This window comes from Pullulanibacillus sp. KACC 23026 (genome assembly GCF_029094525.1).
Lineage (GTDB): Bacteria > Bacillota > Bacilli > Bacillales > Sporolactobacillaceae > KACC-23026.
Map to the genome: position 1 here is coordinate 807151 of NZ_CP119107.1, position 25326 is coordinate 832476.

Below are 25326 nucleotides of genomic sequence, written 5' to 3' on the forward strand. Positions count from 1 at the left end.
AAAAATGTGAAAAAGCAGAGCGAATTCAACTCAAAGTGATGATCGCACTGCCCTTTTTTGTCCTTTTTTTATAAATGCATTTCTATATCTTTATTTCTTCACAACAGGAATCCACATTTCCCCAAAAACTAAACCGTTTCGATGCCCCATCATAACCATTGTATTTGGCCCACCAACATAGGCATAATCATTTAACTCTGCTAAGGCTTGTCCAAAGGCAATGGCAGGAAGCTGATTATTCAATTCATCAAATGTTTTGGCTTCCCCTTTAACAACAACGTAATCTCCCTTAGGAAATTGAATTACTTTCGCATTTTCAGGTGCCGCCGATGGTTCTGCTAAGACGCCAGCATGATGCATCATCTTGCCATTGATTGCCTCATTAACGGCAAAAATGTAGTCATTTTTGGCTATGGCTTTTAAAGCATCAAGTGTTCCATCAGCGCTTACCGCTTGCCAAAACTCTATTTTTTCCTTGTTCAATCCAGCAAAATCAGTGTAATGGCTCTTAAGTTCAGTGCCTAAGCCGATCACGGTAAAGCTGTCTTTTTCTTCTAGAGTATAATTTGCCATTTTTAAAACCGTCCTTTTTTAAAATTAACCAAATGACTTGTCCGCTTCATTCGATAATTATAATATATACTTAAATCATGTCAAAAAACGATACTGTTTAGGAGTGTCTATGAAAAAAGTTGAACGGATTAATGTCATCATGCGGTATATCAACAACCGTGCTCACTTTACAATTTCTGAAATCATGCAAGAATTTAACATCTCTCGTTCGACAGCGATCAGAGATATCAAAGAGATCGAAGCCATGGGGATGCCGCTTGTTTCTGAAGTCGGAAGGGATGGGGGATATTTTGTCATGACCAACTCTGTCCTGCCAGAAGTCCGCTTTACCGATAATGAGGTCAAAGCGCTTTTTATTGCCTTTATGGCTACTCGAAATCAACAGTTGCCTTATTTAAAGAGTCGCCAATCTTTAGCAGAAAAATTACTTAGCCTCATCTCAGAAAACCAGCAAGAGAATCTCGTCCTGCTCAATCAAATCTTGCTCTTTGAAGGGACCAACCCCCATAATCCCGACATACTTGATCTATCAGATACCCCTCATCCTATTTTAGAAAAATTCATTCAAACCCTTCTTTTGGATAGATATTTATGGATTACAATTGACGAAGAGAAGGCCATAAAGTCTTATCCTATTTATCTCCTGCACCTTTATCGGGAGAAAAGTCATTGGTTAATTGAAGGGTACGACTTAAAAGAAGAAAAGAAAAAGATCTTTTCAGTCAACCAACTCCAGGATGTCACGCCTTACTCGTCAAAAAAAAGAGTAACTGAGCAAGAGATTTTAGAAAAAGTTAGAAAGCAGGAAAAAGTTATCAACCTTGTCATTGAGCTGGGACCAAAAGCGATCGCTCAGTTCAAAAAATACCATCCTATAAAAGTAACACTTTCCTATACGAATCCTTATCACAGTACTGCCGTGCTCAAGACTTTTATCCATGTTAATAATTCTGAAGAAATAACCGAAATAGTAAATTGGCTCCTTTTCTTAGGTGAGGATATGAAGGTAAGGGAAATGCCAGAAAAAGTCCTAGCAGGTTTACAAGAGAGATTACACTTATATAGGGGCAATTGTTGAATAGCTACCCGTTCCTTTGAAACACGGGGACGGTTCTCGCGTTTCATTCAGTAATATAAGACAGTCAAATTGTATTTAAAAAAGAGTTGGGAAATGTAAAATGGCAGGGAGGGAGCTTATGAGGTGTTTATAAAGAAAATACCACTTCGGACTTGCAACTGCGACCACTTGACCTTTTAGCGCGCGCAGCCACTTCTGACCTACAACCGCGGCCACCTGATCCGTTCGGCAGCCGGCCACCTATCTCCGTTAGCACGTCTCCTGCAAAAGAAGGGCCTATGCTCTTATTGACTATATGTGCATATGAGCATATATTAAAAGGAGAAGGTTAAATGTTCATAAATTTATGAAAGGAGATTATAAATGAATTTCGATGAAGATGAAAAGAATAAAACGAATTCATTCAAAGTATTGAATGAGGAAACTCTTTTTATAGTTTCTCAAACTTTTAAAGCCTTATCGGATAACACAAGAATAAGGATTCTATTTTTACTTTCCCAAAAGGAATGTTCAGTAAATGAGATCGCTGAGGTATTAGGACTTCACCAATCCACCGTATCGCACCAGTTGAGCTTTTTGAAAAATCTCCGTTTGGTCAAGTTTAGAAGAGAAGGAACGACGATGTTTTATTCTAATGATGACCAGCATATTATCAACCTTTTGACACAAGCAATTGAGCATGCCTGTCACGATTAAATTCTTAAAAAAAGGAGATTTAATATGGAACAAAGTCACAATCACGATCATGATCACGATCATGGGGATGTATTCCACTCTCATGCACCGGCTGGAAAAATGAAGCTTGCCTTTTTTCTAACAGCCGTCATTTTAATTGTAGAATTTATTGGAGGGCTGATTTCACACAGTCTGGCTCTGTTGTCGGACGCGGGGCATGTATTGACTGACATAGGGGCAATCGGTCTGTCTTGGTATGCTATGAAGCAATCTGAAAAGCCCGCCAATGAAGGGATGACATTCGGGTATTATCGTGCGGGAATATTAGCGGCTTTTATTAACGGAATAACGCTAATTCTAATTACACTTTGGATTCTATGGGAAGCCGTGCATCGTTTTCAAAATCCAGAGCATGTGACTCCCACTTGGATGTTTATTAGTGCTGGAGTGGGATTAGCCATGAATCTCTATCTTGGATTAGGTATGCGTCATGAAGAGAACATTAATGTCAAAAGTGCTGTTTTGCATATGTTAGGAGACGCTGCGGCTTCTGCTGGTGTTATTGTTGGGGGTATCGTCATTGCCTTTACTCATTGGTACGTCATAGATCCCATTTTGAGCGTGCTTATTGCTTTGCTCATCGCATTTGGCGCTTGGAAAATTATTAAACAAACGGTCAGCATTTTGATGGAGGGAACTCCTAGTGGTATTGAAATTCCCAAAGTGGTAAACGCCATCTTATCTGTAAAAGGCATTCAGCATGTCCACGACTTACATGTTTGGACGATTACAAGCGGACGGAACGCACTTTCTTGCCACGTTGTTGTTGATGGGAAAATGATGGTTGAAGAATCTCAACAACTGTTGCGTGAAATCGAGCATCGATTAATTCACCTAGGGATTGGTCATGTAACTATTCAAACTGAAGATCCTTCCCATTTGCACGACGAATCAATCCTCTGTAACAACGACGCCATGCATGATCACCATCATTAATTAATGGTGGGGTAGAATGAGATCAATTATAAAAAGAGAGAAACCATCACGAACGAGGAAGGCATTCCAAAAAAAGGAGTTCTGTGACTGCGGTGAAACGCGGGGGTGAAACGCGGGGACGGTTCTCGCGTTTCCAATAGTCATTCATTGAAATACCCATTTTCATCTTTAGAGTATTCCGTATGAAATAATGGATCCCCCGAGAGGAAGGTCAATCCAAATGAAATTAAGAGATAGACAGTTAGAGGTCTTATGGATAGCCCGTATAGATTACTCAAGAAATAGTGGTATAAAGGAGCATGCTCATGATTTCTATCAGTTACTGTTAATTATTGAAGGAGAAGGTACTGTTAAATGCAATGGGCAGTTGTATCCTATAAGTTCAAAGCACTGTTATCTATTTAAAAAGGGAGTTCAGCATAGTTTCAGCTTTATAAATGATTCGATCACAATAGATATTAAGTTTTCATTATCGGAAGAACTTGAAGAGACCATCATGAAAAGTGAATGGGATGGGGGCGTCCAATTTGATAATGTTTCCTTATTTAAGGAATTAGTACAACTTTCAAGTTTAAATTTGAAGGAAGCCAATGATCTAGTGCCCTTCAGAGTTGATGTTGGATTTAAAGGAATCTTGCTAAAAATTCTACAGGATAAATTAACTGAAAATAAGTCTAATCAGGTCCCAGTGACTATCAGTGAATCGAATGAAGGCTTTCCGATGGTCCAATATTTAAAGCAAAATCTTTCGTCAACCATTAATTTGAAAGAAATGGCGGATCATTTTGGCTTTCATCCTCATTATCTAATTGAACTATTTAAAAAGAACTTAGGGACGACACCGATGCAGTATTTGCAAACTCTCCGTATTGAAAAGGCGAAGGAATACCTTGAATTTTCATCCCATTCCATTTCGGAAATTGCAGATTTGATTGGATTAACCCCCCAATATTTATCAAGGCTTTGTGTGGAACGCTATGGGAAGTCTCCTAGTAAAATTCGTGAACAAATGCGGACTGTTGTTGGAAAAGATATTATTCTCGAACAAGATTTTATGATAACTTCCCAGCCGGTTATCACAACTACTGAAAACATCTGAAGCTTTTAGTGAAGGGCGAAAAGGGAGCTATCAACGTCAACCTAGATAGTTAAAATAAGAACTGAGTTATTAGTAGGGGTTTCTAGGTCATAAAGCCATTGACTATTAGGGGGTGATGGGTATAAAAAAGACCCCTGATGATTACATCAGGAGCCACATCCTTTCAAACACAAATCTAGTGATGTAAATTTTTTTGGATGATTTCGAGGATTTCTTGATAACTAGCTTGATCTAATAGTTTTTTATTAAGTGGAGAGTTTACAAAAGCTTCTCCCCATTCAAGTGAGCCCGCGTATTTCGGAACAAGATGAACATGCAGATGGGAAACAAGGTCACCATAAATCGCATAATTAATCTTATCTGGCTGAAAGACTTCGTGTAGTGTTTGGGCTGCATTGGAGACATCTTTCATAAAGAACTGAAGCTCTTGATCATCCAATTGGAAGATCTCCGTAGCATGCTTGTCATAGGCAAGGATGCATCGGCCTTTATGGCTTTGGTCTTTGTTCAAATAGAGGGTGGATACGTTTAACTTTTTGACCTCAATCATTATACGTTCAAGTTCTTGATTCTTGCAGCAGTAAAAGCAATCTAGATGTTCATTCGTAGTAGTTCCAAGCGATTTAAGCATTTAAGGTTTTACCTCACAATCAATCATCACATGAATGGTTTTCCCGCTTCGTTCATCTCGTACTTTAAAAGCTTCTTCTATTTTTTCAAGAGGGAAAATATGTGTAATGGTTTCTTTGGTGTTCACTAGACCATCCATTACAAGGCGTAATCCTTCCTCGAAGAATCTTCTATTATCAATGTCACGCTTGGGCTCGGTAGACAAAATGTCTAAACGTTTTTTGTGAACTTTAAAGAAATCAATTGGCATATGGCTCGTTCCAATACACCCATACATGACAATACGCCCGTTTTGGGCAGCTGCATCAATGGCATCCACCATCCCGGCCCCCTCTAAAAGGCAAGGGATTACGACATCAAAACCGTCTGGAAAGTCTTTTCCTACTATATCCATTGTTTTTGTATCAGATGAAGGTAGTTTATAAGTATGTGTTGCTCCATATTTTTTTGCGAGTTCCAATTTTTCGTCGAATAGATCTGTAACGACAAGATTTCTCGGACTGAAAAGGCTAATAACTTGTGTCATTGCGAGGCCACTAACACCTTGACCCATAATCAGGACATTTTTATTTGGTGAAATTTCAGCGCGTTCAGCGGTATGAATGAGAGGGGGTAATACCTCTATTAGGGATGCTTCTATTAAAGGAAAATCCTTTGGTAAGACCTTGACTGCAAATGGGCTGCAGCAAACATACTCTGCAAATGCTCCCCATACATAACGTAACGCAACGTGATCTCCCTCTTTTAAACCAATCACATTTTCCCCAACCTTATCTATAATGCCAGCCACTTCATGACCTAGGCGGGTAGGATAAGTAAGGAATTCTGGTTCACGTGCCCCACGGTAAACCTCGAGGTCACTTCCACAGATTCCAACCCATTTCACCTTAATTCTGACTTCTTCTTCACTAGGTTCTGGGATAAGAGCCCTCTGAATGCTTATGGAACCAATGTCTTTCATAACAGCGCAAATTTGGGTGTCGGGACCTTCAGTTTCTACTAATTCCATTGGCGGAACGGTCATTTTTCGTACCATCTATAAAACCTCCAAAATAAAGTGTTGTTAAATCTCTTCTGTTGCTTGTGATATTAAAAGTTTAGGAGAAAGACTGTTAATTTTCCATGCCGAAAACTCATTTAAACTTAATCAAAAGTCATAAGTTTAATTTCCAAACACGTGATGTCACTCCATCGGCTGTCTTTTAACCGGATGTGTCCATATTGGAAAAGTCCTATAAAAACTCAATTCGAATACATTAATAGCCTTTTTATAGGTTCCATACATATGAGGGGAGTATGGAAAGTTATAGCCGTGGAGTCTTATAGGAACGATCAAGTAACCCGTTCCATAAGTGATAAAAAGTCGAAATAATAAACATCTGAGTTTTCGATAATAAAATATGGGTTTCCGATATAGCCTTATTCCATGCGTATAGACTAAAATTATGGCAAAGATAGTGAAAGGGGTTACAAAAATGATAAGCAGACAGGAATATGAACAAATAAGAGAAGAAGCACTAAGTTACCTTGAGAAAGCTAGCATCGTCCTTTCCCCGCAAGAAATAGAGTCATTCGAAGTGGCGGATTTTGGCTTAGGTCGAATTCGGGAGCTTGGTTTACAATTGGTTGTCTATGTAAATACCGATCGATATTGTGCAAAGGAACTTATTTTACTACCGAGACAAACCTGCCCTGAACATCTTCACCCTTCAGTAAATGGAGTTCTTGGTAAAGAAGAAACGTTCCGCTGTCGGAAAGGAACGGTCTATTTATATGTTCCAGGTTTAAAAACGGAAGATCCCAAAGCCATAATCCCTGATGGATATAGTGAATACTTAACTGTTTGGAATGAAATTGTGCTGAATCCTGGTGAACAATATACTATTCCTCCGCACACGGCCCATTGGTTCCAGGCGGGGGATGAAGGAGCCATTGTTTCGGAATTCTCATCAACCAGTACAGACGAAAATGATCGTTTTATAGATCCAAGAATAAATAGAATGCCTGTTGTCTCGGACTGAAACCTTAAGGAGTAAGAATCGTGGGTGTTGCAAAAAGAAAAACAAACAAGGCAACAAATCTGTTAATTTTATTTGTAATATTCAGTTATTAAAGGGGATTGAGGTGCAAACGAATGGGTAAAAGCATACCTTCAAAGCGTTGGGTTCGTATTATACCGGTAGCCTTATTAATGTACACGATTGCTTATATTGATAAATCAAACGTGAGTTTTGCTTTTTCAGGTATGGAAAAGGATTTGGGTTTTGGTGCTACCGTATCGGGTCTAGTTACAGGAATATTATTTTTCGGTTATCTCTTTACGCAAATGGCTGGCGGCTATATGGCATCACGAATGAGCCCAAAGAAAATTGTGTTTTATTTACTAATTATTTGGGGAATATTTGCAATGCTCACCGGATTGGTGCAAAACTTAACTGAACTGTTAACGGCAAGATTTCTCTTAGGACTAGCAGAAGGCGGCGTTTTCCCTTCCGTCATCGTTTTATTTAGTAAATGGTTCCCTAATAAAGAAAGAGCTAGAGCAACTGGCTACTGGATTCTCTGTCAAGCCATTGGATCAATTATAATGGCACCGTTATCAGGCTGGATATTGTATCTTTTCAACTGGCGATATTTATTTTTTATAGAAGGTGCTTTGCCATTGGTATGGGCCATTATTTGGTGGATCTTCATTTCTGACGATCCTAAGCAAGCAAAGTGGCTTTCAGAAGAAGAACGATCATATATACTTACAGAACTAGAAAAAGAACAAAAGGCTATAAATACTGGAAGTGAAAAAATATCTTATCCTAAGGCAATACGTGACAAACGCGTTTGGATTTTATTGTCTTACCTGTTTTTTGAACAAATTGGCTATTACGGAGTTAGCATGTGGTTACCAACTATAGTAAAGAGCTTTAGTCACCAAGGAAGTGTAGGGGTTGGTTATTTAACCGCATTGCCATGGATTGCTGCGATGATCGGGATCATTCTCAACTCAAAGCATTCAGATAAAACGGGTGAACGAATCAAACATGCTTCTTTTCCGCTTCTAATTGGTGCAGTTCTTTTGATCGTTTCTGTATTATTAGGCGCCTCTCATCCAGTATGGAGTTTGATCGTTACAATACTCGCTGTTGGGACAATGAACTCTTATAATGGAGTAGTTTGGGCTATTCCAGCTGCTATATTTACGTCAGAAAACTTAGGTGGAACCGTTGGATTTATAAACGGAATAGCAAATCTAGGTGGCTTCTTCGGACCATTTATTGTCGGATTCCTCATTCAATCAAGCGGTCACTTCATGTTTGGTACTATATTTAATGCTTTATGCCTAGTTATATCTGGCCTTGTCATCCTCCCACTTGCTACATCTGTTTCCAAACCAAAAGTAGCGCAGACCAAAGCCGTGTAGGATACGGGGACGGATCTTGCGTTTCACCCGCGCGCCAGCAAAGGGACACGGGGACGGATCTCGCGTTTCACCCGCGCGCCAGCAAAGGGACACGGGGACGGGATCTCGCGTTTCACCCGCGCGCCAGCATGGGACACGGGGACGGATCTTGCGTTTCACCCGCGCGCCAGCAAAGGGACACGGGGACGGATCTTGCGTTTCACCCGCGCGCCAGCATGGGACACGGGGACGGATCTTGCGTTTCACCCGCGCGCCAGCAAAGTGAAACGCGAGAACCGTCCCTGCGTTTCCTCGCGTTCCAATTGCATTCCGACTTAATATGTGCTAAGACAGAACTAGAGATTATAGGGATAGTGGTGTGGTGTTGATGATGATTACGGCTTTGTTTATAGCGCCTTATGCGGCGATGGAACCGTTGATTATGGATTGTTTAAGGGACGAGAATGGTCTTGATCTTCGTATAAAGGTTGGGAATTTGCAAGAAGGGGTGGCGCTTGCTAAAGAGGCGGAGGAGCAAGGGGTGGACGTCATTATTAGTCGTGGCGGAACCGCGAAGCTCATTGGCGAGGCGATTGATCTTCCTGTTATTGATGTGCCGGTTTCGGGCTATGATATGCTCCGCGTCTTGACGATTGCGAATGATTTTCCTCGAAAAAAAGCAATTGTTGGTTTCCCAAACATCACGCTTGGAGCCAAAGCGATTATTGACCTTTTGGAAATCCCTATTGATACGTTTACGATTAATGATGAGGCCGAGACGGAGCCGCTGTTGGCTCAATTAAAGCAAGAGGGCTATGAACTCATCATGGGGGACGTCGTGACCTTTGAAGCCGCTAACAAACTGGGGCTTTTGGGCATCCTCATTCAATCGGGGCGAGAGGCAATTCTGGATGCGTTTAAAGAAGCAAAAATGGTTTCAAAGTGGCTGGTTAAGCGAAAACAAGAGATCGACGGGCTAAGGACGCTTTTACAAGTGACGGCGGGTGATTTTATGGTGCTCTCCGAAGCGGGTGAAGTGGTCTATGAACAATGGAAGACCTTCTCCGAGAGACCTTTTTCTCCTCAATCCGTGACCTTTCTATCGGATGCCAAAAAACGAGAGGTGGTTCAGACCGATGGCACAAACGGGGAACACCTGAAGTTAGTCAAAACGAAGGTGGAGACCGAAAGAGGCACACTGCTTGTCTGCGAATGCACCCGTTTAAAACATGCTGAGGCAGCGGAGGAGCTTTTAAAGGTGAACGTCATTTCTCGACCGATGGTGATTCACCAAAGTGAGGCGATGACGACCTGCCTGAACATGATCAATCGCTATCTGTCTTATGACCAATTTGCTTTGATTGGACAGAGAGGGACAGGCAAGGAATTGATTGCTCAGTACATCCATTTTCACAAATTCCAAGGCAATGGCTTATTTGCCTCCGTTAAGGCAGAGGATGCCATTCGCCTGAAGCTCGAGCAAATCGATCCGGATATCCTAACGCTTTATATTCATTCGATTGAACTCCTGGACGAACTGTTAAGGGATGAATTAGGCCGTCGTCTGGCTGCTTTAAAGGATAGCGGGAAAGTGCTTATTTTTTCGACGATAGAAGAAGCCTCTCTTTGGGAAGTGAAAATTTATAAAGATGATATCATCCGCATTCCGATTCCAGCCCTTGCAGAAAGAAAGGAAGATCTGAAGGAACTGGTGACGTCCTTTATCCTTCATTTTAATCAAACGTTAGGGACCTCGGCAGTTCGCATCAATGATAAGGGCTTGGCTCTATTATCTCACTATCATTGGCCGGGGAATGTAGAGGAATTAAGGGCCGTTATTAAAGACGCGGTGCTGATGGAAAATGAATATGTCATTCAGGAACAACTGATTAAGCGGCTGTTGGAACGAAAACAGGCAGAGTCGGCGGATGTGCCGCTGGATTTGTTGAGCGGATCATTAGAGAGCATCGAGAAACGAATTATTGAAAAAGTCCTCGAACAAGAGGGGTATAATCAAACTAAAGCAGCGAAACGTCTTCAAATTAATCGCTCAACCCTCTGGCGGAAGTTGAAAAGTGATGATTAGGAAAAAATCGGATCATAGGTATCCTCGTGAAATCGAGAGCCTGTGATCTTTTTTTATGACTATCGAAGAACGGCATCGTGAGAGCATGCCCGCAGAAGCTTAACGGGTTTACTTGTGAGGTGCAAAACTCTAATTATCACCTTAAATCACGCTACTATTCACAATAAAATCACAGAAAGAAAAGACTAGTAAACGTCAAAACAACCGAATCTTTTGAGATTCGGTTGTTTTACTTTCATAAAAGGCAATCGATTACCTATTTCGTTAAATGGCTAGAGTGAACTTTCTAAATAAGCGGAGAAATTCCGCTTATTTAGAAATCAGCACCAAAAATAGCTAAAATAGACGGAGAAATTCCGACTATTGACTCAAAAAACATGAAAATTGGTCATTTCTTTTTGTTTAAACGGAAAAACTCCGCTTATTTACGACGAACTGAACCCTACTTTGGTTGATAACGGAAAAATCTCCGCTTATTTCAACGATCACAGGTGACGCTAAAATTTCTTGTTCAGTCCGTTTTTTACTTTAAGAACAATTCGATAATCTAACTTTTATTTTAACCTATATATCCAAATGACTTGGTAATCCCCCTACCTTTCACTTGCTCAATTACCGGTTAATTCACACACCGCCAATAATTATTTCCACCCATGTAAATTAAACTGTGATTTGATCGGTGATTTTCGGATGAAATGGTCCATAAACATTGATATTACAATAAAAATCGCACGGTGAATGACTATGTGAAACCCGTGCGATTTACTTTGATAGTTAATTGTTTGCACCTTTGAAGTGAACCTGTTAGCAGAAGCTCTGTGTGCTTTCTTTTAGTTCACAACGGGGGAAAGAGCTATAAGCTGGCGGATGGACATGTCCACCGAAGCTCTGCATCAATCACTTTCGCCCATTTCACACCGAGGGCGAAGAGCCATGGGTTAATGGTGTTTTAAAATGCAACGTTTTTCAAGTTTCGACAATATTTTTAAATGAAACCGTTGCATATTTTGTTGTAAACGGTTAAAATAAAAAATGTAATCGATTCCAATAATCAAATCGTTTAATTTTACAACACAGGAGATGATATAATGAGAATTAAGGCCGCTATTGACAAAGTTCCAGGCGGGATGATGCTCATCCCACTTTTAATTGGAGCTCTTATTCGTACCTTCTTTCCAGGCATTTTCGATTTACCTGAATTTCAAAGTTCTTTTACCGGTGAACTCTTAACCGGCTCTGGTGCTTTGCTAGCCGCATTTTACATTTGTTTAGGTTCAACCATTCGCTTCCAAGCGACCGGCTACATCCTTAAAAAAGGGGTTAGCTTATGGATTGGTAAAATTGGAACCGCCTTTATCATTGCCCTTTTAATAAAACTAATTTTTCCAGATCAAAACAACCTCTTCCTAGGGTTGTCCGCGCTCGCCATTGTTGCTGCTTTTTCCGATTCTAACGGTGGTCTTTATATGGCGCTTATGGGACAGCTTGGCAAAAAGGCAGAAGACGTGGCTGCTTACTCGATCATGTCACTTGAATCCGGCCCTTTCTTCACGATGTTAATTCTAGGTGTCGCTGGATTAGCTAAATTCCCGGTTCTTGCTTTCGTTTTTGCCATCCTTCCTTTAATTATCGGGATGATTCTTGGAAACCTTGATGATAAAATGCGTGAATTCTTAGGTAAAGCCCAAGACGTCATCATTCCTATGTTTTCATTGGCTCTTGGTGCAGGTATTAATCTAACCAACGTTGTAAAAGCAGGATTTTCAGGTGTTATTCTTGGCTTAGCTGTTGTCGTGATCACAGGTATCGTCTTGTTCACCATTGACCGTGTAACAGGTGGGAATGGTGTTGCGGGTGTGGCCGCTTCCTCAACGGCAGGAAATGCAGCCGCTGTACCGATGGCAGTAGCCGCTGTCTACACCGGTTATAGCAAAATTGCCGCAACGGCTACGCTTCAAGTAACCGCAGCGATTATTGTAACGGCCATTTTAACACCGATTTTGACAACTTGGATTGCCAGACGTTCGGAACGTCGGAGTGTAAGAGGGTAACTATCAGCAGAGAATGAAGGTGTAATGAACATGCAACGTTTTTACATTATTGCCGATGATTTAACAGGCGCCAATGATGCGGGCGTTCAGCTGTCGAAGATCGGGATATCCTCAACGGTTTTCTTAGACTTCAATGAGACATCGATCCAAGCAACCGAGGATGTTGCGATTATCGATACCGATAGTCGTGCAATCAATGAAAAAGCTGCCTATAACAAAATCTATGAAGCTTGTACGGTTTTTAAAAATCAAGGCTATGAGCATGTCTATAAAAAAATGGATTCTACTTTGCGAGGAAACGTAGCTGCCGAATTATCGGCAGTTGTTTCTGTTCATAGTCCGGAGTTGGTGGTCGTCGCACCCGCCTTCCCAAAAATGAATCGTCAAACCATTAACGGGCACCAATACGTCCATGGCGAGCTTGTTTCAGAAACGGAATTTGGCAAGGATCCCAAGACGCCTGTCATCGAGAGCTCCATTCCGAATCTTTTAAAACAAGGAACCGATGACCCGATTTGTCTCATTGATCGTGAGCTTCTAAATGGGGATAAGGATCATTTAAGAGCGCTCGTTTTGGAAAAAGTAAATCAAGGCCGTGTTTGGTTTGTGTGTGATGCTAAAACCGATGCGGATTTAAAAGCGATTGTTTCTGTTTTTGGCAGTCTTAATAAAAGAACGGTGTGGGCCGGGTCAGCTGGACTTATTGAGTTTTTACCGGAAGCTTTGCACCTCAAGAAAACGACGATGTGTGAACAGAGCGGGCTTGCCCTTTCTAAGACGCTCACCGTTTCTGCCAGTCTATCAAACGTGACGAAGCGGCAGCTGGAAACCGTCAGAACGATGTCCAATACCTATTTTATTGAACTCGATCCCGTTGAATTGGTGAAGAGCACGTATTCGTTAAAAGCGATCATTGACGAGCTTCTCGAGCATTCTGATAAGCAGAACTTTGTATTGTTTGTCGATTCCTCGGCTAATAATAGAGAAGCGACCAAACGATTGGAGCAAGAGCTTGTCTTATGCAAAACGCAAATTAGTGAAGCGATCTCTGAGGAACTTGGCAAAATCGCTAAAGTCGCAGTCATTGCGATGCCGGAGATTAAAGGCCTGATCCTCACCGGAGGCGACACAGCGAAAGCGATCTGCAATCATCTTAATATGACAAAACTGAAGTTATATACAGAAATAGAAATTGGGTTACCACTCGGGGAATTAAGCAGCGAAACGGTTTCGAGAACTTTTTGGACGGTCACTAAGTCCGGTGGTTTTGGAAACGAAGAGTCATTAAAAAATGTCTTGATCTATATGAGTCAGAAGGGATGAGTATCATGAATCAAACGAAGCCTGTTATCGGAATTACAATGGGGGATGCCGCAGGGGTTGGCCCTGAAGTCATCTTAAAAAGCCTTAAAAATAAAGAGATTTATGACATCTGTCGCCCTGTCGTGATCGGCGACCTTAAAATCTTAGAACGCGCTCAAAGCTATGTGAACACAGCTTTGAAATTTGAGAGCATTACAGAGGATCAAATTGAGACGCTCCCGTTTGAATTTGGAACCGTCTATTGTCTTGATCTCGATCTCGTCAGCGCCGATCTTCCGCTTGGTCAAGTATCCGCCGAAGCAGGACATGCGGCTTTTGAATATTTGGCAAAAGCGATTGACCTAGCCAATCACAAGCTTATCAGTGCCATTTGTACCGCACCACTTAATAAAGCAGCCTTGCATAAAGGCGGGCACATCTACCCAGGACATACCGAAATCTTGGCTGAACTCACCAACACCAAAGAGTTTTCCATGATGCTGTCTGCCCCTAACTTAAAAGTTATTCATGTGACCACCCACGTTGGGATTATCGATGCCGTTAATATGATCAATCCTGAACGCGTGTATCGCGTAATCAAACTCGCTCATGAAACCCTGACGAAATCTGGAATCGCCAATCCAAAAATAGCCGTTTGCGGAATCAACCCGCATGCCGGTGAGAATGGTCTCTTTGGCTACGGTGAAGAAGAAGAAAAGGTCGTTCCCGGCGTAGAACGTGCTCAAGCTGAAGGCATTAATGTTGTCGGGCCGCTCCCAGCCGACACCTTGTTCTTCCGCACGGTCCGCGGCGACTTTGACATCGTCGTTGCCATGTACCACGACCAAGGACACGGCCCAGTAAAAGTTCTCGGCCTTGACGCCGGCGTCAACATCACCGTCGGCCTTCCCATCATCCGCACAAGCGTCGACCACGGAACCGCCTTCGACATCGCCGGAAAAGGCATCGTCGAAGAAAAAAGCATGATGGAAGCCCTCCGCCAAGCCGTCGAACTCGCCCCTAAGTGAACCGCGGGGACGGATCTCCCGTTTCACCGTTGGGCGGGTTGAAACGCAGGGACGGATCTCCCGTTTCATCCGGAAATCGAATGAAACAGTTGAAGTTTTTTAGCTCGCTATAATTTTTTGCAAGAAAGAAGGCCTAACTGACAGGAAACGCTGTCTGTTGGGTTTTTTTTGTGGAACGCCTGGGTGAAACGCAGGGAATAAGGAACGAAAGCGAGGCTTACCCATGAAAAAGGCCGCCGCTCGGAAAATGGTGTGCAAGGGAGGCTTACCTACAAAAAAAGGGGCTGTAGCTCGGAAAATGGTGTGCAAGGGAGGCTTACCTACAAAAAAAGGGGCTGTAGCTCGGAAAATGGTGTGCAAGGGAGGCTTACCTACAAAAAAAAAGGAGGCCGCCACTCGGAAAATGGTGTGCAAGGGAGGTTTGCCCACGAAAACAGAGGCCGCAGCCGGGAAAATGGTGTGCAAGAGTTGGTTGCCCACGAAAACAGAGGCCGCAGCCGGGAAAATGGTGGGGAAAGGTTGGTTGCCCACGAAAAAGGCCTGGCTTCCAATGAACAGGGTGAGCAAACGAGGTTTGCTCACCCTGTTTCACTATCTATTCCGCTTCTCGAGTGAAACGGTAGAACCGTCCCCGCGTTTCCTCCCACCTGCGTCCCAGTGAAACGAGAGAACCGTCCCCGCGTTTCCCCCCCGCGTTTCCCCGCGTTTCAGGAGAAGATGTTATAGTTGTTTCTTCCGTTTTCTTTTGCTCTGTAGAGTGCGATGTCGGCGTGTTTCATTAGTTCGTGTCTATTAGTCCCATTTTCAGGATAAAAAGCGATGCCTATGCTTGAGGTGGTATGCAAGACATGTTCGCCGATTTCCCAAGGTTGTTGGAAGGAATCGATAATCCGGTGAGCAATGTGTAAGACATCTTGCTCTTTTTGGATTTCGGGGAGGAGGATAATAAATTCATCACCACCTAGCCTAGATAGGGTATCGCCATCTCGGAGACTGCCTCGCACCCTTTTCGCAAACTGCTTCAGCAACTCATCGCCAACATCATGCCCAAAGGTATCGTTGATTTGTTTAAATTTATCCATATCCATGAACATGACGGCCAGCTTTCGTCTGTAACGCTCCGCTTCTTTTATTGCTTGGTTCAATCGGTCTTTAAACATTCTTCGGTTGGGAAGTCCTGTTAAGGTATCGTGATAGGCAAAATGATTTAACTTTTCCTCATACATTTTTCTTTCCATGATTTCTCTGGAGACGATGAGGAAATGCTCAAATTGACCATTCTCCAAGAAGACAGGTGTGACTTTTGCTTCAAACCATATCCAATTACCCTTACAATCTCGGAATCGGTACTCAAATTTCCCTATTTCTTTCGTACGTAAAACGATTTGCAGCTGTTTTCTAATCGCTTCTATATCATCGGGATGTACCCAATCTCCTGCCCGCCTTCCTTCATAGACCTGTAAGGGGAATCCTAATACGGTTTCATGAGAGGGTGAAGCGTATTTAAAATAGCCGTCTTGACTGATAAGGCATACAAAATCTGTTATATTGTCGGCAATCAACCGATAGCGCTCTTCGCTTTCTCGTAGAGCTTCCTCTGAATGCTTTCGATCGTTTATGTTTCTTGCCACGACCAAAATATGAAGAATATTGCCGTTTTCATCATAAATAGGGTTTCCTCTGGCTTCAAACCATAGATACTGGTTGTTTTTTAAATTTTTTAAGCGGAATTCTTTGCTCACATTTTCTTTCGTTGTAACAGCCTCGTCAAAGAATTGCTGGACTTTCAACACATCATCGGGGTGGGCGGCATCACGGGCCAAGTTCCCCTGATATTCTTCAGGAGAAAGACCTAAGACATGTTCATGAGAGAGGGAGGCGTATAGGACCCTTCCTTCTAAATCCAAGACCCCTAACAGGTCGGACATGTTTTCAGCAATCAACCGATATTGTTCTTCACTATGACGCAGCGCCTCTTCTGATTGCCTTCTTCTCGTTAAATCATGAACCATCATTAAATAGGACGGTTTCCCGTTATAGTCCAAGGATATCCCTGTAACCTCTACATCGATTAAGGTGCCATCTAACCTTAAGAGCTTCTCTTCCGTAGGGGCGACCAGTATTCCTGTTCGGTCTAAATCTTGAATTCGCTCATCTACTAATCCTTTAAATTCGGGAGGGGAAAAATCAATAATGTTCTTTCCTTCTAAGTCTGATAAGGAAGCCGCTCCTAATAATTTAACGCAGGCAGGATTGGCATATTGAATATAGCCATCTTGATGGACAATGATGGGCTCTGGTGAAAGCTCAACCAGTCGTTTGTATCGTTTTTCACTTTCTTGTAAGGCCTTTTCCACCTTTTTTCTATCTGTAATATCTTCCAAGATAACTAAGGTAGCGGGTTGACCGTCATATTGGATACCGACACCGCCAATTTCAACGTCCAGAATCTCTCCGTCCTTCCGAATGATTCTTTCTTCTATTCTTGGCATCTCTTTCCCAATTTTAGCATGGGAGATCCGATCTTCTGAAATTTTAAAAAAGTCAGGATGGAGATAGGAATAAATAGATTGTCCGACTAAATGATCTTCGTTTGCCAATTTCAAAGCATATGGATTCGCAAAGAGAATGTGTCCATCTCGATGAATCACAATCCCTTTTGGTGAATATTCGACAACTCTTCGGTAGCGTTCTTCACTTTCTTTTAATGAGTTTTGTAATTGTTTTCGCTCTGTAATATCCCGGGTAATCTCTGCGGCTCCTAGTACCTGACCGTTTTTATCAACAAAAGGGGAGAAGGTTAAATCGACCGCAATCAATTGACCGTCTTTATTGGTGCGAAATGTTTCCATTTTGTTCACACACCTCTGATCAACGCCCGCTACCATGTCTTCTTGTTGCTTATAACGAAACTCAGGTATATTAGGCAAAGGCTTTCCTATTAATTCTTCCCGATTCCATCCATACAGTTTTTCAAATGCGGGATTCACATCGACCACATGTCCATTCACATCCAAAATGTCAATGGCATCCCCTGTAGAATAAAAAAGGGATCTCATTCGCTCTTCCATTTCATGCAAAGTATCTGTTGTGTGACGGAGCTCCGTTATGTCTTTAGCCACGCCAAACACGCCAATAATTTCACCATTCTCCCATAATGGGATGTTTTTCACTTGTAAGTAAACCTTTGAACCATTTTTGTGAAGTAATTGGGTTTCATATTCTGGAGAGTGGCCTTCAAGTACTTGATTAAAATATAAACGAGTTTCCTCTATATATTCAGGAACAATAAGCTCTTCATAATGGATGCCTTGGATCTCTTCTTTTCTATATCCAAACAGTTTAAGGGTTGCTTGATTGATTTCAATAATTATTCCATCTATAGATAAAATAAAGATGGCATCTGGGTTGTATTCGATAATAGATTTGAAGGTCTCAATCGATATTTCTTTTAGCCTTAAATTCATTGTCTCAGTTCTCCTTAGCCAATCCAGATGTCCTCGTACCTAAAGACCTGTGGCTCCTCAAATCCCTGACTCTCGTACAGGGCTTTCTCTTTATTTCGATTCTAAATCGTGAAACGTTACTCATTAAAAAATCTGGTTTGTCTTAGAATGAATCAAGTAGGCTGTTTATAAACCTAGTTTAATGAGGCTCAAATGGATAAAGTCACCTTAGCCACTGTTCCGTCGTCAAGCTTGCTCTCAAAGTCAATGGTTCCCCCTTGTTCTTGAACCATTTTCTGAGTCATCATTAAACCTAACCCTGTTCCTTTTTCTTTTGTATTAAAAAAAGGTTCACCGATCTTTTTGATCCGTTCATCAGGAATACCCGTCCCTTGGTCGATAAATTTGAGCTGAATAAAGTCTTGAGTTTGCCGGGAAAGTTGAATGGTGATCTTTCCGCCATTAGGCATAGCTTCCACTGCATTTTGTAGAATATTAATAAACACGCGTTTCATTTGATTGCCATCACAACAAATCATGGGTAAATCAGGAGCCAGCTCTTGTACGATCTCAATGTTATTCAAATGAGCTTGTGATTCAAACAAACGGATTACTTGTTGCAGGACGATTTTTATATCCAGTTTTTCTTTTTTTGGAGAGTGAGGTTTGGCGAAGGCCAAAAATCCATCTACAATAGCCTCTAAGTTAGAAATTTCACTTAGGATCGTATCTATATATAAAGGCTGAGCTTGATCCATTTGCTTATTGAATAATTGAACAAAGCCTTTGATGGCAGTAAGAGGATTTCTAATCTCATGGGCAACCCCAGCGGCCAATTGCCCCACCACTGAAAGTTTTTCTGATTTCAGAAGCATCTCTTCGGCTTTCTTTCTTTCGGAAATATCCCGTGCGACGACTAAAACATGCTTGATTTCATTCTCTTCATCCAATACAGGTGTTGCAACCCCTTCTACAAAGACCCAGCCCCCGTTGGCATGTTTAAATCGAAATTCGACGGGACAAGATGTTTTGGTTGAACTAATATTCAAATATTGTTGTTGAATTTGCGGAATGTCGTCAGGGTGGGCAAATTCAAATCCGCTAGACCCTTCATAAACAGCAGGGGGGAATCCTAATATGGTCTCATGAGAGGGGGAGGCATATTGGACGATTCCTTCTGTGTCCATGATCCCAATAAGATCGTGCATATTGTCTGCAATTAAACGATATTTTTCTTCACTTTGGCGAATGGCCTCCTCAGCCTGCTTTCTTGCTGTCAAATCGTGAGTGATCATTAAATAGGAAGGTGTTCCTTCGTAATTAAATGAAATCCCGGTTACTTCTACATCAATGAGTGTTCCATCCAAACAAATGAGTTTCTCTTCTGTAGGTGTTACTAGAATGCCTTCTCGATCCAATCGACGGATTCGTTCTTCTACCAAGTTTCTATAGTCAGGCGGAGAAAAATCACGGACATACTTACCAACTAATTCTTCTAAAGATGAAGCTTTTAGCAACTCGATAAAAGCAGGGTTTGCAAATTGAATGGTCCCATTTTGATGAACGACCATTGGTTCAGGGGACAGTTCTACCAATTGCCTATATTGTCTCTCGCTCTTTTGCAAAGCTTCTTCGGCAAACTTTCTTTGAGTGATATCGACACATGAGCTTATGACCTCAACGACTTGTCCACCTCTCCTAATTGGGCGTAAAGAGGCGGTATACCAAACACCGTTGAGCTCTCCCTCATAAGTGACATGTTCTTCACCTTCCCATGCCCTTTGGTAATAGTCGTAGTATCTGTCCGCCAAAGCTTTGGGAAGAAAATCATGAAGACTTTTGCCTAATAATTGTTCAGGGGTCAGTCCCATTCGGTATAACAATTCGCCATCACTTACTGTATAAATAAATGTTCCATCGTGTTTGATAAACTTAAGAATTAAGCCTTGTTGCTGCCGAACGGTGTCTCTTAATTCTTGCTGAGCCTTTTCCAGCGATTCTTCTAACCATTTTTGCCTATTGATATGTTGCGGAATTCCGTTGTGAGGGGTGATGCCTTCAATGCCATCAAATTTTTGTACGAGTTCATCAGGAGGCAGAGCTTTGGAAAAAAAGAACCCTTGAGCTTTGTTGCAAAGATTCTGTTGAAGGAAAATCAAATGGTCTCTTGATTCCACGCCTTCAGCGATGACCTCTATTTCTAATTGGTGAGCCATCGCAATAATGGCTTTGACTATAGTGGCATCTTTTCTGTCTGTTGTGCAAGACCGGACAAATGATTGGTCAATCTTGATTCGATCTATAGGGAATTCCTTTAGGTAATACAAGGAACTGTAACCTGTTCCGAAGTCATCCATGCTTATTTTGACACCAATGCGCTTCAAATCATTCAATATAGGAAAAACCTTATGGACATCCATCACCATGCTTTCCGTTATTTCCAATTCTAGGAACTCCGGAGAAAGCTCTGTCTCTTCTAATACTTGTTCGATCATGTCTACTAAATTAGGTTGATAAAATTGGGAAGCAGACAAATTGACGGCCATTATCATAGGAGGAAGTCCAGCCTCTTGCCAATTCTTACTTTGCTTGCAGGCCGTTCTTAATACCCATTCACCGATAGGAAGAATCATACCGGTCTGCTCCGCAAAAGGAATAAATTTTTCAGGCGAAATCATGCCTTCCTCTGGATGATTCCATCTGATTAAGGCTTCCACTCCTTCAATTTCACCTGTAACCAGATGAATTTTCGGCTGATAGTGAACAAGAAACTCTTCCCTCTCAAGTGCCAATCTAAGTGCAGCTTCCAATTGCCTTCATCCCTTCATTTTATCTCCCCAGAAACAGAGGGACGGTTCTCGTGTTTCATTCGCAAATCGAAAAGAAACACTCACATTTTATTTGACTATATAAAATTCCATTAGCATTAACAATAGGAAAGCAGTGCCACTTTTTAATAATGTTTCTAGGAGAACCTTCTTATTGAAACGGAGGGACGGTTCTTGCGGTTCACTCTCTGATCTAATAGTGATCGACCTTAATAAGAGGGGGAGAGGTGTCTCACATTGGCGTGTAAAATTGAATATGAAACAAATGAATTTGTGGTATCTGTCGCGATTTCAAGTGTGTTTTCTATAGCAAATAGGGAGGGAATCTTTTAGCATAGTGATGTTCAAAACTCTTAAGCCTTTTTTAGTGATCACATAACTTTCAGTGGATATTGGTATAATCCTCATAAGTGTTATAATGGCTATTTTTTCGGAAAAATATATAACTACATCCGCGCTTTTGAAACATTTTCCATCTGTTATCTTCAAGATTATGGGAAGCAAAGACTAATGCGAATGATGGATAGGAAAAAGAGGACTCAAAGATTGCGATGGTTAAGAAGTATTTAAGTGTATCGATTAATTATAATAGCGAAATGACACATTGAAGGGCAGGGCTTTTCTTAGCTGATCATGTAGTTAATAGAGTCTAAGTCAAACCGACGTGATTGGCGGGATAGAGGGCTTTTATAAAAGGGTTAACATTAAAGAATACTTAATGGATCGAGCCAAGCAATCTGTTCGAATCAATCATTTAAATCCTCAAGTAGAATTCGACAGCAGTGAGCGCAAGCGTCAAGTCATTCAAATCATCCAGGCCGTTATATAGAAGAAAAAACGTTTTGTGATTAAAGTTTCGGTCAGCTCATAAAGGTGATCGTAACAAATAGGGTGGGCTGCTAAAGAAGGTTAGTCTCATACATTGGCCCACCCAAACATACTCTTTGCCAAGTTTTATTTATTATATAAGGAAGATCGAACAAATTCGTCATCAGTCATAAGGTATTCGTGGCTTCTCATCATTGATGTTTGAAGTGATGCTGAAACATCTTCTACAGAATAAGAACAGACAGACATCAGTTCCATTTCATTAACACTATAGTTAGCACGATTTTCGAAGTCCACAATTTTCTTTAATATACCGTTATCGTCTCTCCATATCACTCTTGCCCATGTACGTACAGTAATATTATTCTTTAAAATTGGAGTAAGCACCTCACTAAAATGATGAACAATATTTTCTATATTAAAATCTCCATAATAATTGTAAAACATAAGATTATCAATATAATGTAGATTCTCCATCTTTTTCAGTGGAAAGAGACTTTTAATCCTTTTTTCAACCTTTTGGTAGGTTAAGTAGTCCTCTATTAATAGAATATGGTGGCCTCTATCAATCCCTCCTTTCGTATAGGCCACTAAGTTGTCAATATACTTATGCTCATCATTAAAAACGTATAGTATATGGGCTGAGTTTGAAACAGTTTGATATTTGGTTAATTCTAACATTTTTCACCGTATCCTCATGATGTTCTATATTTTAGGTTGTTTTGGCTCCAATAAGCTCGCTTTCCGTGGGCAATCCGTGAGCCTCCTCGGCAAAATACGCCTGCGGGATCTCACCTGGCTTGCTATTCCCTCAGGAGTCTCGCCTATTTCCACCTATTTTTTATCAAATAGCAACAATCTTTTAAAAAAGAGCCCTATTGTATTAGGTGGGAAACCTTAAGAAAAATTATAAATTCTCTTGTATAAACAAGGAAGGGAGTATTCGCTTCTTGGTTTGGTCGAATAAGGGAGAAACAACTAATTCAAAATCAGTCATTATATATGGATATTGTCTCATTAGCTTAATATAAATATCTGAGGATAACTCAGGAGCAATGTAAGAACGTACCAAGAATAATTCCTTGTAATTTAAGACTAAATTTTCCTTTTTTAAATAGATCGTTAACTCGTTAAACCAATCCTTGTTGTTATATCGTTTATCATTTGACCACATTAATATTGGAGGATTAAATCGTTCAAACCTAGTCATTAAAGATGACATTGTTTTAGCTAGTTCATCAAAAAAAATTTGGTTGAACTCTTCATTGTTAATAAATGTAAAATGACTTAAAAGGTCATAGTGAGCCATTTTTTTCCTTAGTTGTATTTTTATCTTGTTACAATTGTTAGCGCTATCAATAATTACGCAATAGCCTTTTTTATTAAAATTCGAGAATAAAAACATTAAAATGTTACGATAGTATTTTTCGTAGTCATTATATAGATATAACAATTTTCCAAAATTCAATTCGTTTAGATCAAAACTACTGTTTTCTAAAGAAGCATTTTGAAAAACACTATCCTTGTGGTTAGTTTGACCTTCAAAGAATTTACATGGATCGACATTTAAAATCCTTGCTATGCTATGAGCAACTGAAGGACTAGGGTTACGCTTTCCATTTTCAATCTGTGAATAGTAGCTCCGATCAATATAAACACAATTGGCTAACTGTTCCTGTGTTAATCCTCTTGACTTTCGGAGTTGGCTCAACCATTCTCTTTTCATTTTAGCCTCCTCCCACTTTCTAGAACTTAAAGTTTCTTGTTGAAAAGGGTTTTGGCAACATTCTTAATTCGAGTTTATATAGTTAATTAAAACACAAAAAATCTCTTAATAGTTCTGGTAATAATTATAAGTCTAACCAAAACTTGTTGTTTAGCTTTCCAACTTAGTTGGGTTAAATTTTAACAAAATTCTAAGTCTGAAAATGTGGCAAGATGCCACATTCTTCTTTTTTTTACCTAAATTTGTTGAAATTTATAGAGTAATCGTTACTATGTTAGATAGCTTGGGCTTTATAGTCAAAAACAGGCAGCATCTAAAATTAGACCAATTAGTCCAATTTCTATACAAGATGAAAGGTGCAAAATTATGGACTCTCTAAAAGATTGTTATTTAAAACTAAGTAAATTAAGAAGGGAAATGATTAAGAAAGGATTAGAAAAAGGTTTCAATCATGAAGATACCTTGGCAATCAGTAAAAAGATGGATGCTATTATTCTTGAAATACAAAAGGAAGAAAACAAACTCTGATTATAAGACTACTATCACCTTTTAATCAAAAATATGAAACAGAGCGTTAGGGGCATCTTTAATGAAAAGGATTAAAGGAAGGTAATCAACAAGAATTATTATGGAATTCCCCCAAAAGTAATGAGATACTTGTTTATCTATTTTTTGATGCTCTTTGTATTTTTGACTATAAAGGTGAAGTTATAAGAAAAGTAGCTCGTCACAAAAAAACTAGCCGCTTAACATTTGTGAACCTATTCATCTAAAGCATTCGCATTCAGATTGATAGAGGGGAATAAATAATTTATTAAATAATTAAATAAGCCATGAAAAGATTGGTTATAATTAGCTAAAGATAGATTCCATTTTGTAATCATAAGGAATGACTTATTTGAACCTCATTACACGTGTTATTTTACTAGTCATTTGGATAGGCGTGATGCTTTCTTTTATTTGGACTCATGATATTCATGGCGCACTATATTCCGTGCACTTTAATTTTGATATCAATCCCAATCCGCGTTTCCTTGATGTATTCATCTTCCAGGACTTCAACTATACGAGTCCCATTTTTTGGATTGCAAAACTCGCACACTTTTTTGGATTTGCTATATTTGATGGTTTGCTCTTTTGGCTGATTAAAAACAAAACCCTCACCTTATGCGGCTCCATTGCTTTTGCTATTTTCACTGAAATCCTGCAACTTTACTTTTATCGAGATGGCCGCCTCTATGACATGATGATCGACTCCCTTGGCGCCTTTCTTATGTATTTTATAATTTCCAAGAATTGAACGAGAGGTGAAACGCGGGAACGCGGGGACGGATCTCGCGTTTCATTTGTGAAGGCACCAGTGGAACGCGGGGACGGATCCCGCGTTTCATTTGTGAAGATACCTGTCTACTATCCAGCGAAAGCTAGGTTAACTCCGCATCTAAACAAAAGAGGGTGGGGTCCTTTTTTTACCTAATGGATGTTCAAATGGTGCTGTTAAATTACGTCATTTATCCGTTACTCAATTGAGTGAGCAACTAATTTGGTAATCTTTTAAAGGGATTTGGAAGGGGAGACAGATAGAG

19 protein-coding genes are annotated in these 25326 nt (G+C 40.6%); 12 read left to right on the top strand and 7 right to left on the bottom strand.

Going from position 1 to position 25326, the window contains the following annotated elements; all coding sequences use genetic code 11:
• Nucleotides 1–90: 90 nt before the first annotated feature.
• Complete coding sequence (locus PU629_RS03560) at nucleotides 91–573, bottom strand: GyrI-like domain-containing protein (RefSeq protein ID WP_275282904.1); 483 nt, start codon at nucleotides 571–573, stop codon at nucleotides 91–93.
• Nucleotides 574–682: 109 nt separating this feature from the next.
• Here PU629_RS03560 and PU629_RS03565 point away from each other — a divergent pair, with 109 nt between their 5' ends.
• The 4 genes from PU629_RS03565 (at nucleotide 683) to PU629_RS03580 (ending at nucleotide 4421) form a co-directional block, all read left to right on the top strand.
• The gene (locus PU629_RS03565) at nucleotides 683–1651 is read left to right on the top strand and encodes a helix-turn-helix transcriptional regulator (protein ID WP_275282905.1); all 969 of its coding nucleotides are present in this window, start codon (nucleotides 683–685) and stop codon (nucleotides 1649–1651) included.
• A gap of 363 nt (nucleotides 1652–2014) precedes the next feature.
• Nucleotides 2015–2347, top strand: a complete 333-nt coding sequence (locus PU629_RS03570; RefSeq protein WP_275282906.1) for an ArsR/SmtB family transcription factor — start codon at nucleotides 2015–2017, stop codon at nucleotides 2345–2347.
• A gap of 24 nt (nucleotides 2348–2371) precedes the next feature.
• The gene (locus PU629_RS03575; protein ID WP_275282907.1) at nucleotides 2372–3322 is read left to right on the top strand and encodes a cation diffusion facilitator family transporter; all 951 of its coding nucleotides are present in this window, start codon (nucleotides 2372–2374) and stop codon (nucleotides 3320–3322) included.
• Between the two features lie 220 nt (nucleotides 3323–3542).
• Entirely contained in the window at nucleotides 3543–4421 is an 879-nt protein-coding gene (locus PU629_RS03580) for an AraC family transcriptional regulator (protein ID WP_275282908.1), read from the top strand.
• A gap of 175 nt (nucleotides 4422–4596) precedes the next feature.
• Here the strand turns inward: PU629_RS03580 and PU629_RS03585 are convergent, their stop codons facing one another.
• Both PU629_RS03585 and PU629_RS03590 read right to left on the bottom strand, forming a co-directional pair.
• Nucleotides 4597–5052, bottom strand: a complete 456-nt coding sequence (locus PU629_RS03585) for an HIT family protein (RefSeq protein ID WP_275282909.1) — start codon at nucleotides 5050–5052, stop codon at nucleotides 4597–4599.
• Nucleotides 5053–6087 carry a zinc-dependent alcohol dehydrogenase gene (locus PU629_RS03590; RefSeq protein WP_275282910.1) on the bottom strand — a complete coding sequence of 345 codons (1035 nt, stop codon included), beginning with the start codon at nucleotides 6085–6087 and terminating at the stop codon, nucleotides 5053–5055. It lies immediately after the preceding gene.
• 439 nt (nucleotides 6088–6526) lie between these two features.
• Here PU629_RS03590 and PU629_RS03595 point away from each other — a divergent pair, with 439 nt between their 5' ends.
• From PU629_RS03595 to pdxA, 6 genes are all read left to right on the top strand, one after another.
• The gene (locus PU629_RS03595) at nucleotides 6527–7072 is read left to right on the top strand and encodes a D-lyxose/D-mannose family sugar isomerase (protein WP_275282911.1); all 546 of its coding nucleotides are present in this window, start codon (nucleotides 6527–6529) and stop codon (nucleotides 7070–7072) included.
• 113 nt (nucleotides 7073–7185) lie between these two features.
• The gene (locus PU629_RS03600; protein WP_275282912.1) at nucleotides 7186–8466 is read left to right on the top strand and encodes an MFS transporter; all 1281 of its coding nucleotides are present in this window, start codon (nucleotides 7186–7188) and stop codon (nucleotides 8464–8466) included.
• A 367-nt stretch (nucleotides 8467–8833) separates the two neighbouring features.
• Complete coding sequence (locus PU629_RS03605) at nucleotides 8834–10531, top strand: PrpR N-terminal domain-containing protein (protein WP_275282913.1); 1698 nt, start codon at nucleotides 8834–8836, stop codon at nucleotides 10529–10531.
• 1088 nt (nucleotides 10532–11619) lie between these two features.
• Entirely contained in the window at nucleotides 11620–12582 is a 963-nt protein-coding gene (locus tag PU629_RS03610) for a 2-keto-3-deoxygluconate permease (protein ID WP_275282914.1), read from the top strand.
• 30 nt (nucleotides 12583–12612) lie between these two features.
• Nucleotides 12613–13905, top strand: coding sequence for a four-carbon acid sugar kinase family protein (locus tag PU629_RS03615; protein ID WP_275282915.1), 1293 nt, complete (start codon nucleotides 12613–12615; stop codon nucleotides 13903–13905).
• A gap of 5 nt (nucleotides 13906–13910) precedes the next feature.
• Nucleotides 13911–14912, top strand: coding sequence for a 4-hydroxythreonine-4-phosphate dehydrogenase PdxA (pdxA, locus tag PU629_RS03620; RefSeq protein ID WP_275282916.1), 1002 nt, complete (start codon nucleotides 13911–13913; stop codon nucleotides 14910–14912).
• 707 nt (nucleotides 14913–15619) lie between these two features.
• Here the strand turns inward: pdxA and PU629_RS03625 are convergent.
• The 4 genes from PU629_RS03625 to PU629_RS03640 all read right to left on the bottom strand — a co-directional run bounded on the left by PU629_RS03625 (nucleotide 15620) and on the right by PU629_RS03640 (nucleotide 23740).
• Nucleotides 15620–18379, bottom strand: a complete 2760-nt coding sequence (locus PU629_RS03625; RefSeq protein WP_275282917.1) for a PAS domain S-box protein — start codon at nucleotides 18377–18379, stop codon at nucleotides 15620–15622.
• A gap of 188 nt (nucleotides 18380–18567) precedes the next feature.
• On the bottom strand, nucleotides 18568–21168 hold the full coding sequence (locus tag PU629_RS03630) for an EAL domain-containing protein (RefSeq protein ID WP_275282918.1): 2601 nt from the start codon (nucleotides 21166–21168) through the stop codon (nucleotides 18568–18570).
• Between the two features lie 972 nt (nucleotides 21169–22140).
• Nucleotides 22141–22695: an MEDS domain-containing protein gene (locus tag PU629_RS03635; RefSeq protein WP_275282919.1), complete on the bottom strand. Its 555-nt coding sequence runs from the start codon at nucleotides 22693–22695 to the stop codon at nucleotides 22141–22143.
• A 226-nt stretch (nucleotides 22696–22921) separates the two neighbouring features.
• Nucleotides 22922–23740 (bottom strand): helix-turn-helix domain-containing protein, encoded by an 819-nt coding sequence (locus PU629_RS03640; protein ID WP_275282920.1) that lies wholly within the window; start codon nucleotides 23738–23740, stop codon nucleotides 22922–22924.
• A gap of 366 nt (nucleotides 23741–24106) precedes the next feature.
• Here PU629_RS03640 and PU629_RS03645 point away from each other — a divergent pair, with 366 nt between their 5' ends.
• Nucleotides 24107–24268, top strand: coding sequence for an aspartyl-phosphate phosphatase Spo0E family protein (locus tag PU629_RS03645; protein ID WP_275282921.1), 162 nt, complete (start codon nucleotides 24107–24109; stop codon nucleotides 24266–24268).
• Nucleotides 24269–24638: 370 nt separating this feature from the next.
• Nucleotides 24639–25040: a VanZ family protein gene (locus tag PU629_RS03650; protein ID WP_275282922.1), complete on the top strand. Its 402-nt coding sequence runs from the start codon at nucleotides 24639–24641 to the stop codon at nucleotides 25038–25040.
• Nucleotides 25041–25326 lie beyond the last annotated feature (286 nt).

Bases quoted from the DNA above. Each gene is read 5' to 3' on its own strand.
- PU629_RS03590 (WP_275282910.1), bottom strand. From the start codon at position 6,087: ATGGTACGAAAAATGACCGTTCCGCCAATGGAATTAGTAGAAACTGAA.
- PU629_RS03560 (WP_275282904.1), bottom strand. From the start codon at position 573: ATGGCAAATTATACTCTAGAAGAAAAAGACAGCTTTACCGTGATCGGC.
- PU629_RS03595 (WP_275282911.1), top strand. From the start codon at position 6,527: ATGATAAGCAGACAGGAATATGAACAAATAAGAGAAGAAGCACTAAGT.
- PU629_RS03570 (WP_275282906.1), top strand. From the start codon at position 2,015: ATGAATTTCGATGAAGATGAAAAGAATAAAACGAATTCATTCAAAGTA.
- PU629_RS03645 (WP_275282921.1), top strand. From the start codon at position 24,107: ATGGACTCTCTAAAAGATTGTTATTTAAAACTAAGTAAATTAAGAAGG.
- PU629_RS03610 (WP_275282914.1), top strand. From the start codon at position 11,620: ATGAGAATTAAGGCCGCTATTGACAAAGTTCCAGGCGGGATGATGCTC.
- PU629_RS03635 (WP_275282919.1), bottom strand. From the start codon at position 22,695: ATGTTAGAATTAACCAAATATCAAACTGTTTCAAACTCAGCCCATATA.
- PU629_RS03575 (WP_275282907.1), top strand. From the start codon at position 2,372: ATGGAACAAAGTCACAATCACGATCATGATCACGATCATGGGGATGTA.
- PU629_RS03580 (WP_275282908.1), top strand. From the start codon at position 3,543: ATGAAATTAAGAGATAGACAGTTAGAGGTCTTATGGATAGCCCGTATA.
- PU629_RS03640 (WP_275282920.1), bottom strand. From the start codon at position 23,740: ATGAAAAGAGAATGGTTGAGCCAACTCCGAAAGTCAAGAGGATTAACA.
- PU629_RS03625 (WP_275282917.1), bottom strand. From the start codon at position 18,379: ATGAATTTAAGGCTAAAAGAAATATCGATTGAGACCTTCAAATCTATT.
- PU629_RS03565 (WP_275282905.1), top strand. From the start codon at position 683: ATGAAAAAAGTTGAACGGATTAATGTCATCATGCGGTATATCAACAAC.
- PU629_RS03605 (WP_275282913.1), top strand. From the start codon at position 8,834: ATGATGATTACGGCTTTGTTTATAGCGCCTTATGCGGCGATGGAACCG.
- PU629_RS03585 (WP_275282909.1), bottom strand. From the start codon at position 5,052: ATGCTTAAATCGCTTGGAACTACTACGAATGAACATCTAGATTGCTTT.
- PU629_RS03615 (WP_275282915.1), top strand. From the start codon at position 12,613: ATGCAACGTTTTTACATTATTGCCGATGATTTAACAGGCGCCAATGAT.
- PU629_RS03600 (WP_275282912.1), top strand. From the start codon at position 7,186: ATGGGTAAAAGCATACCTTCAAAGCGTTGGGTTCGTATTATACCGGTA.
- pdxA (WP_275282916.1), top strand. From the start codon at position 13,911: ATGAATCAAACGAAGCCTGTTATCGGAATTACAATGGGGGATGCCGCA.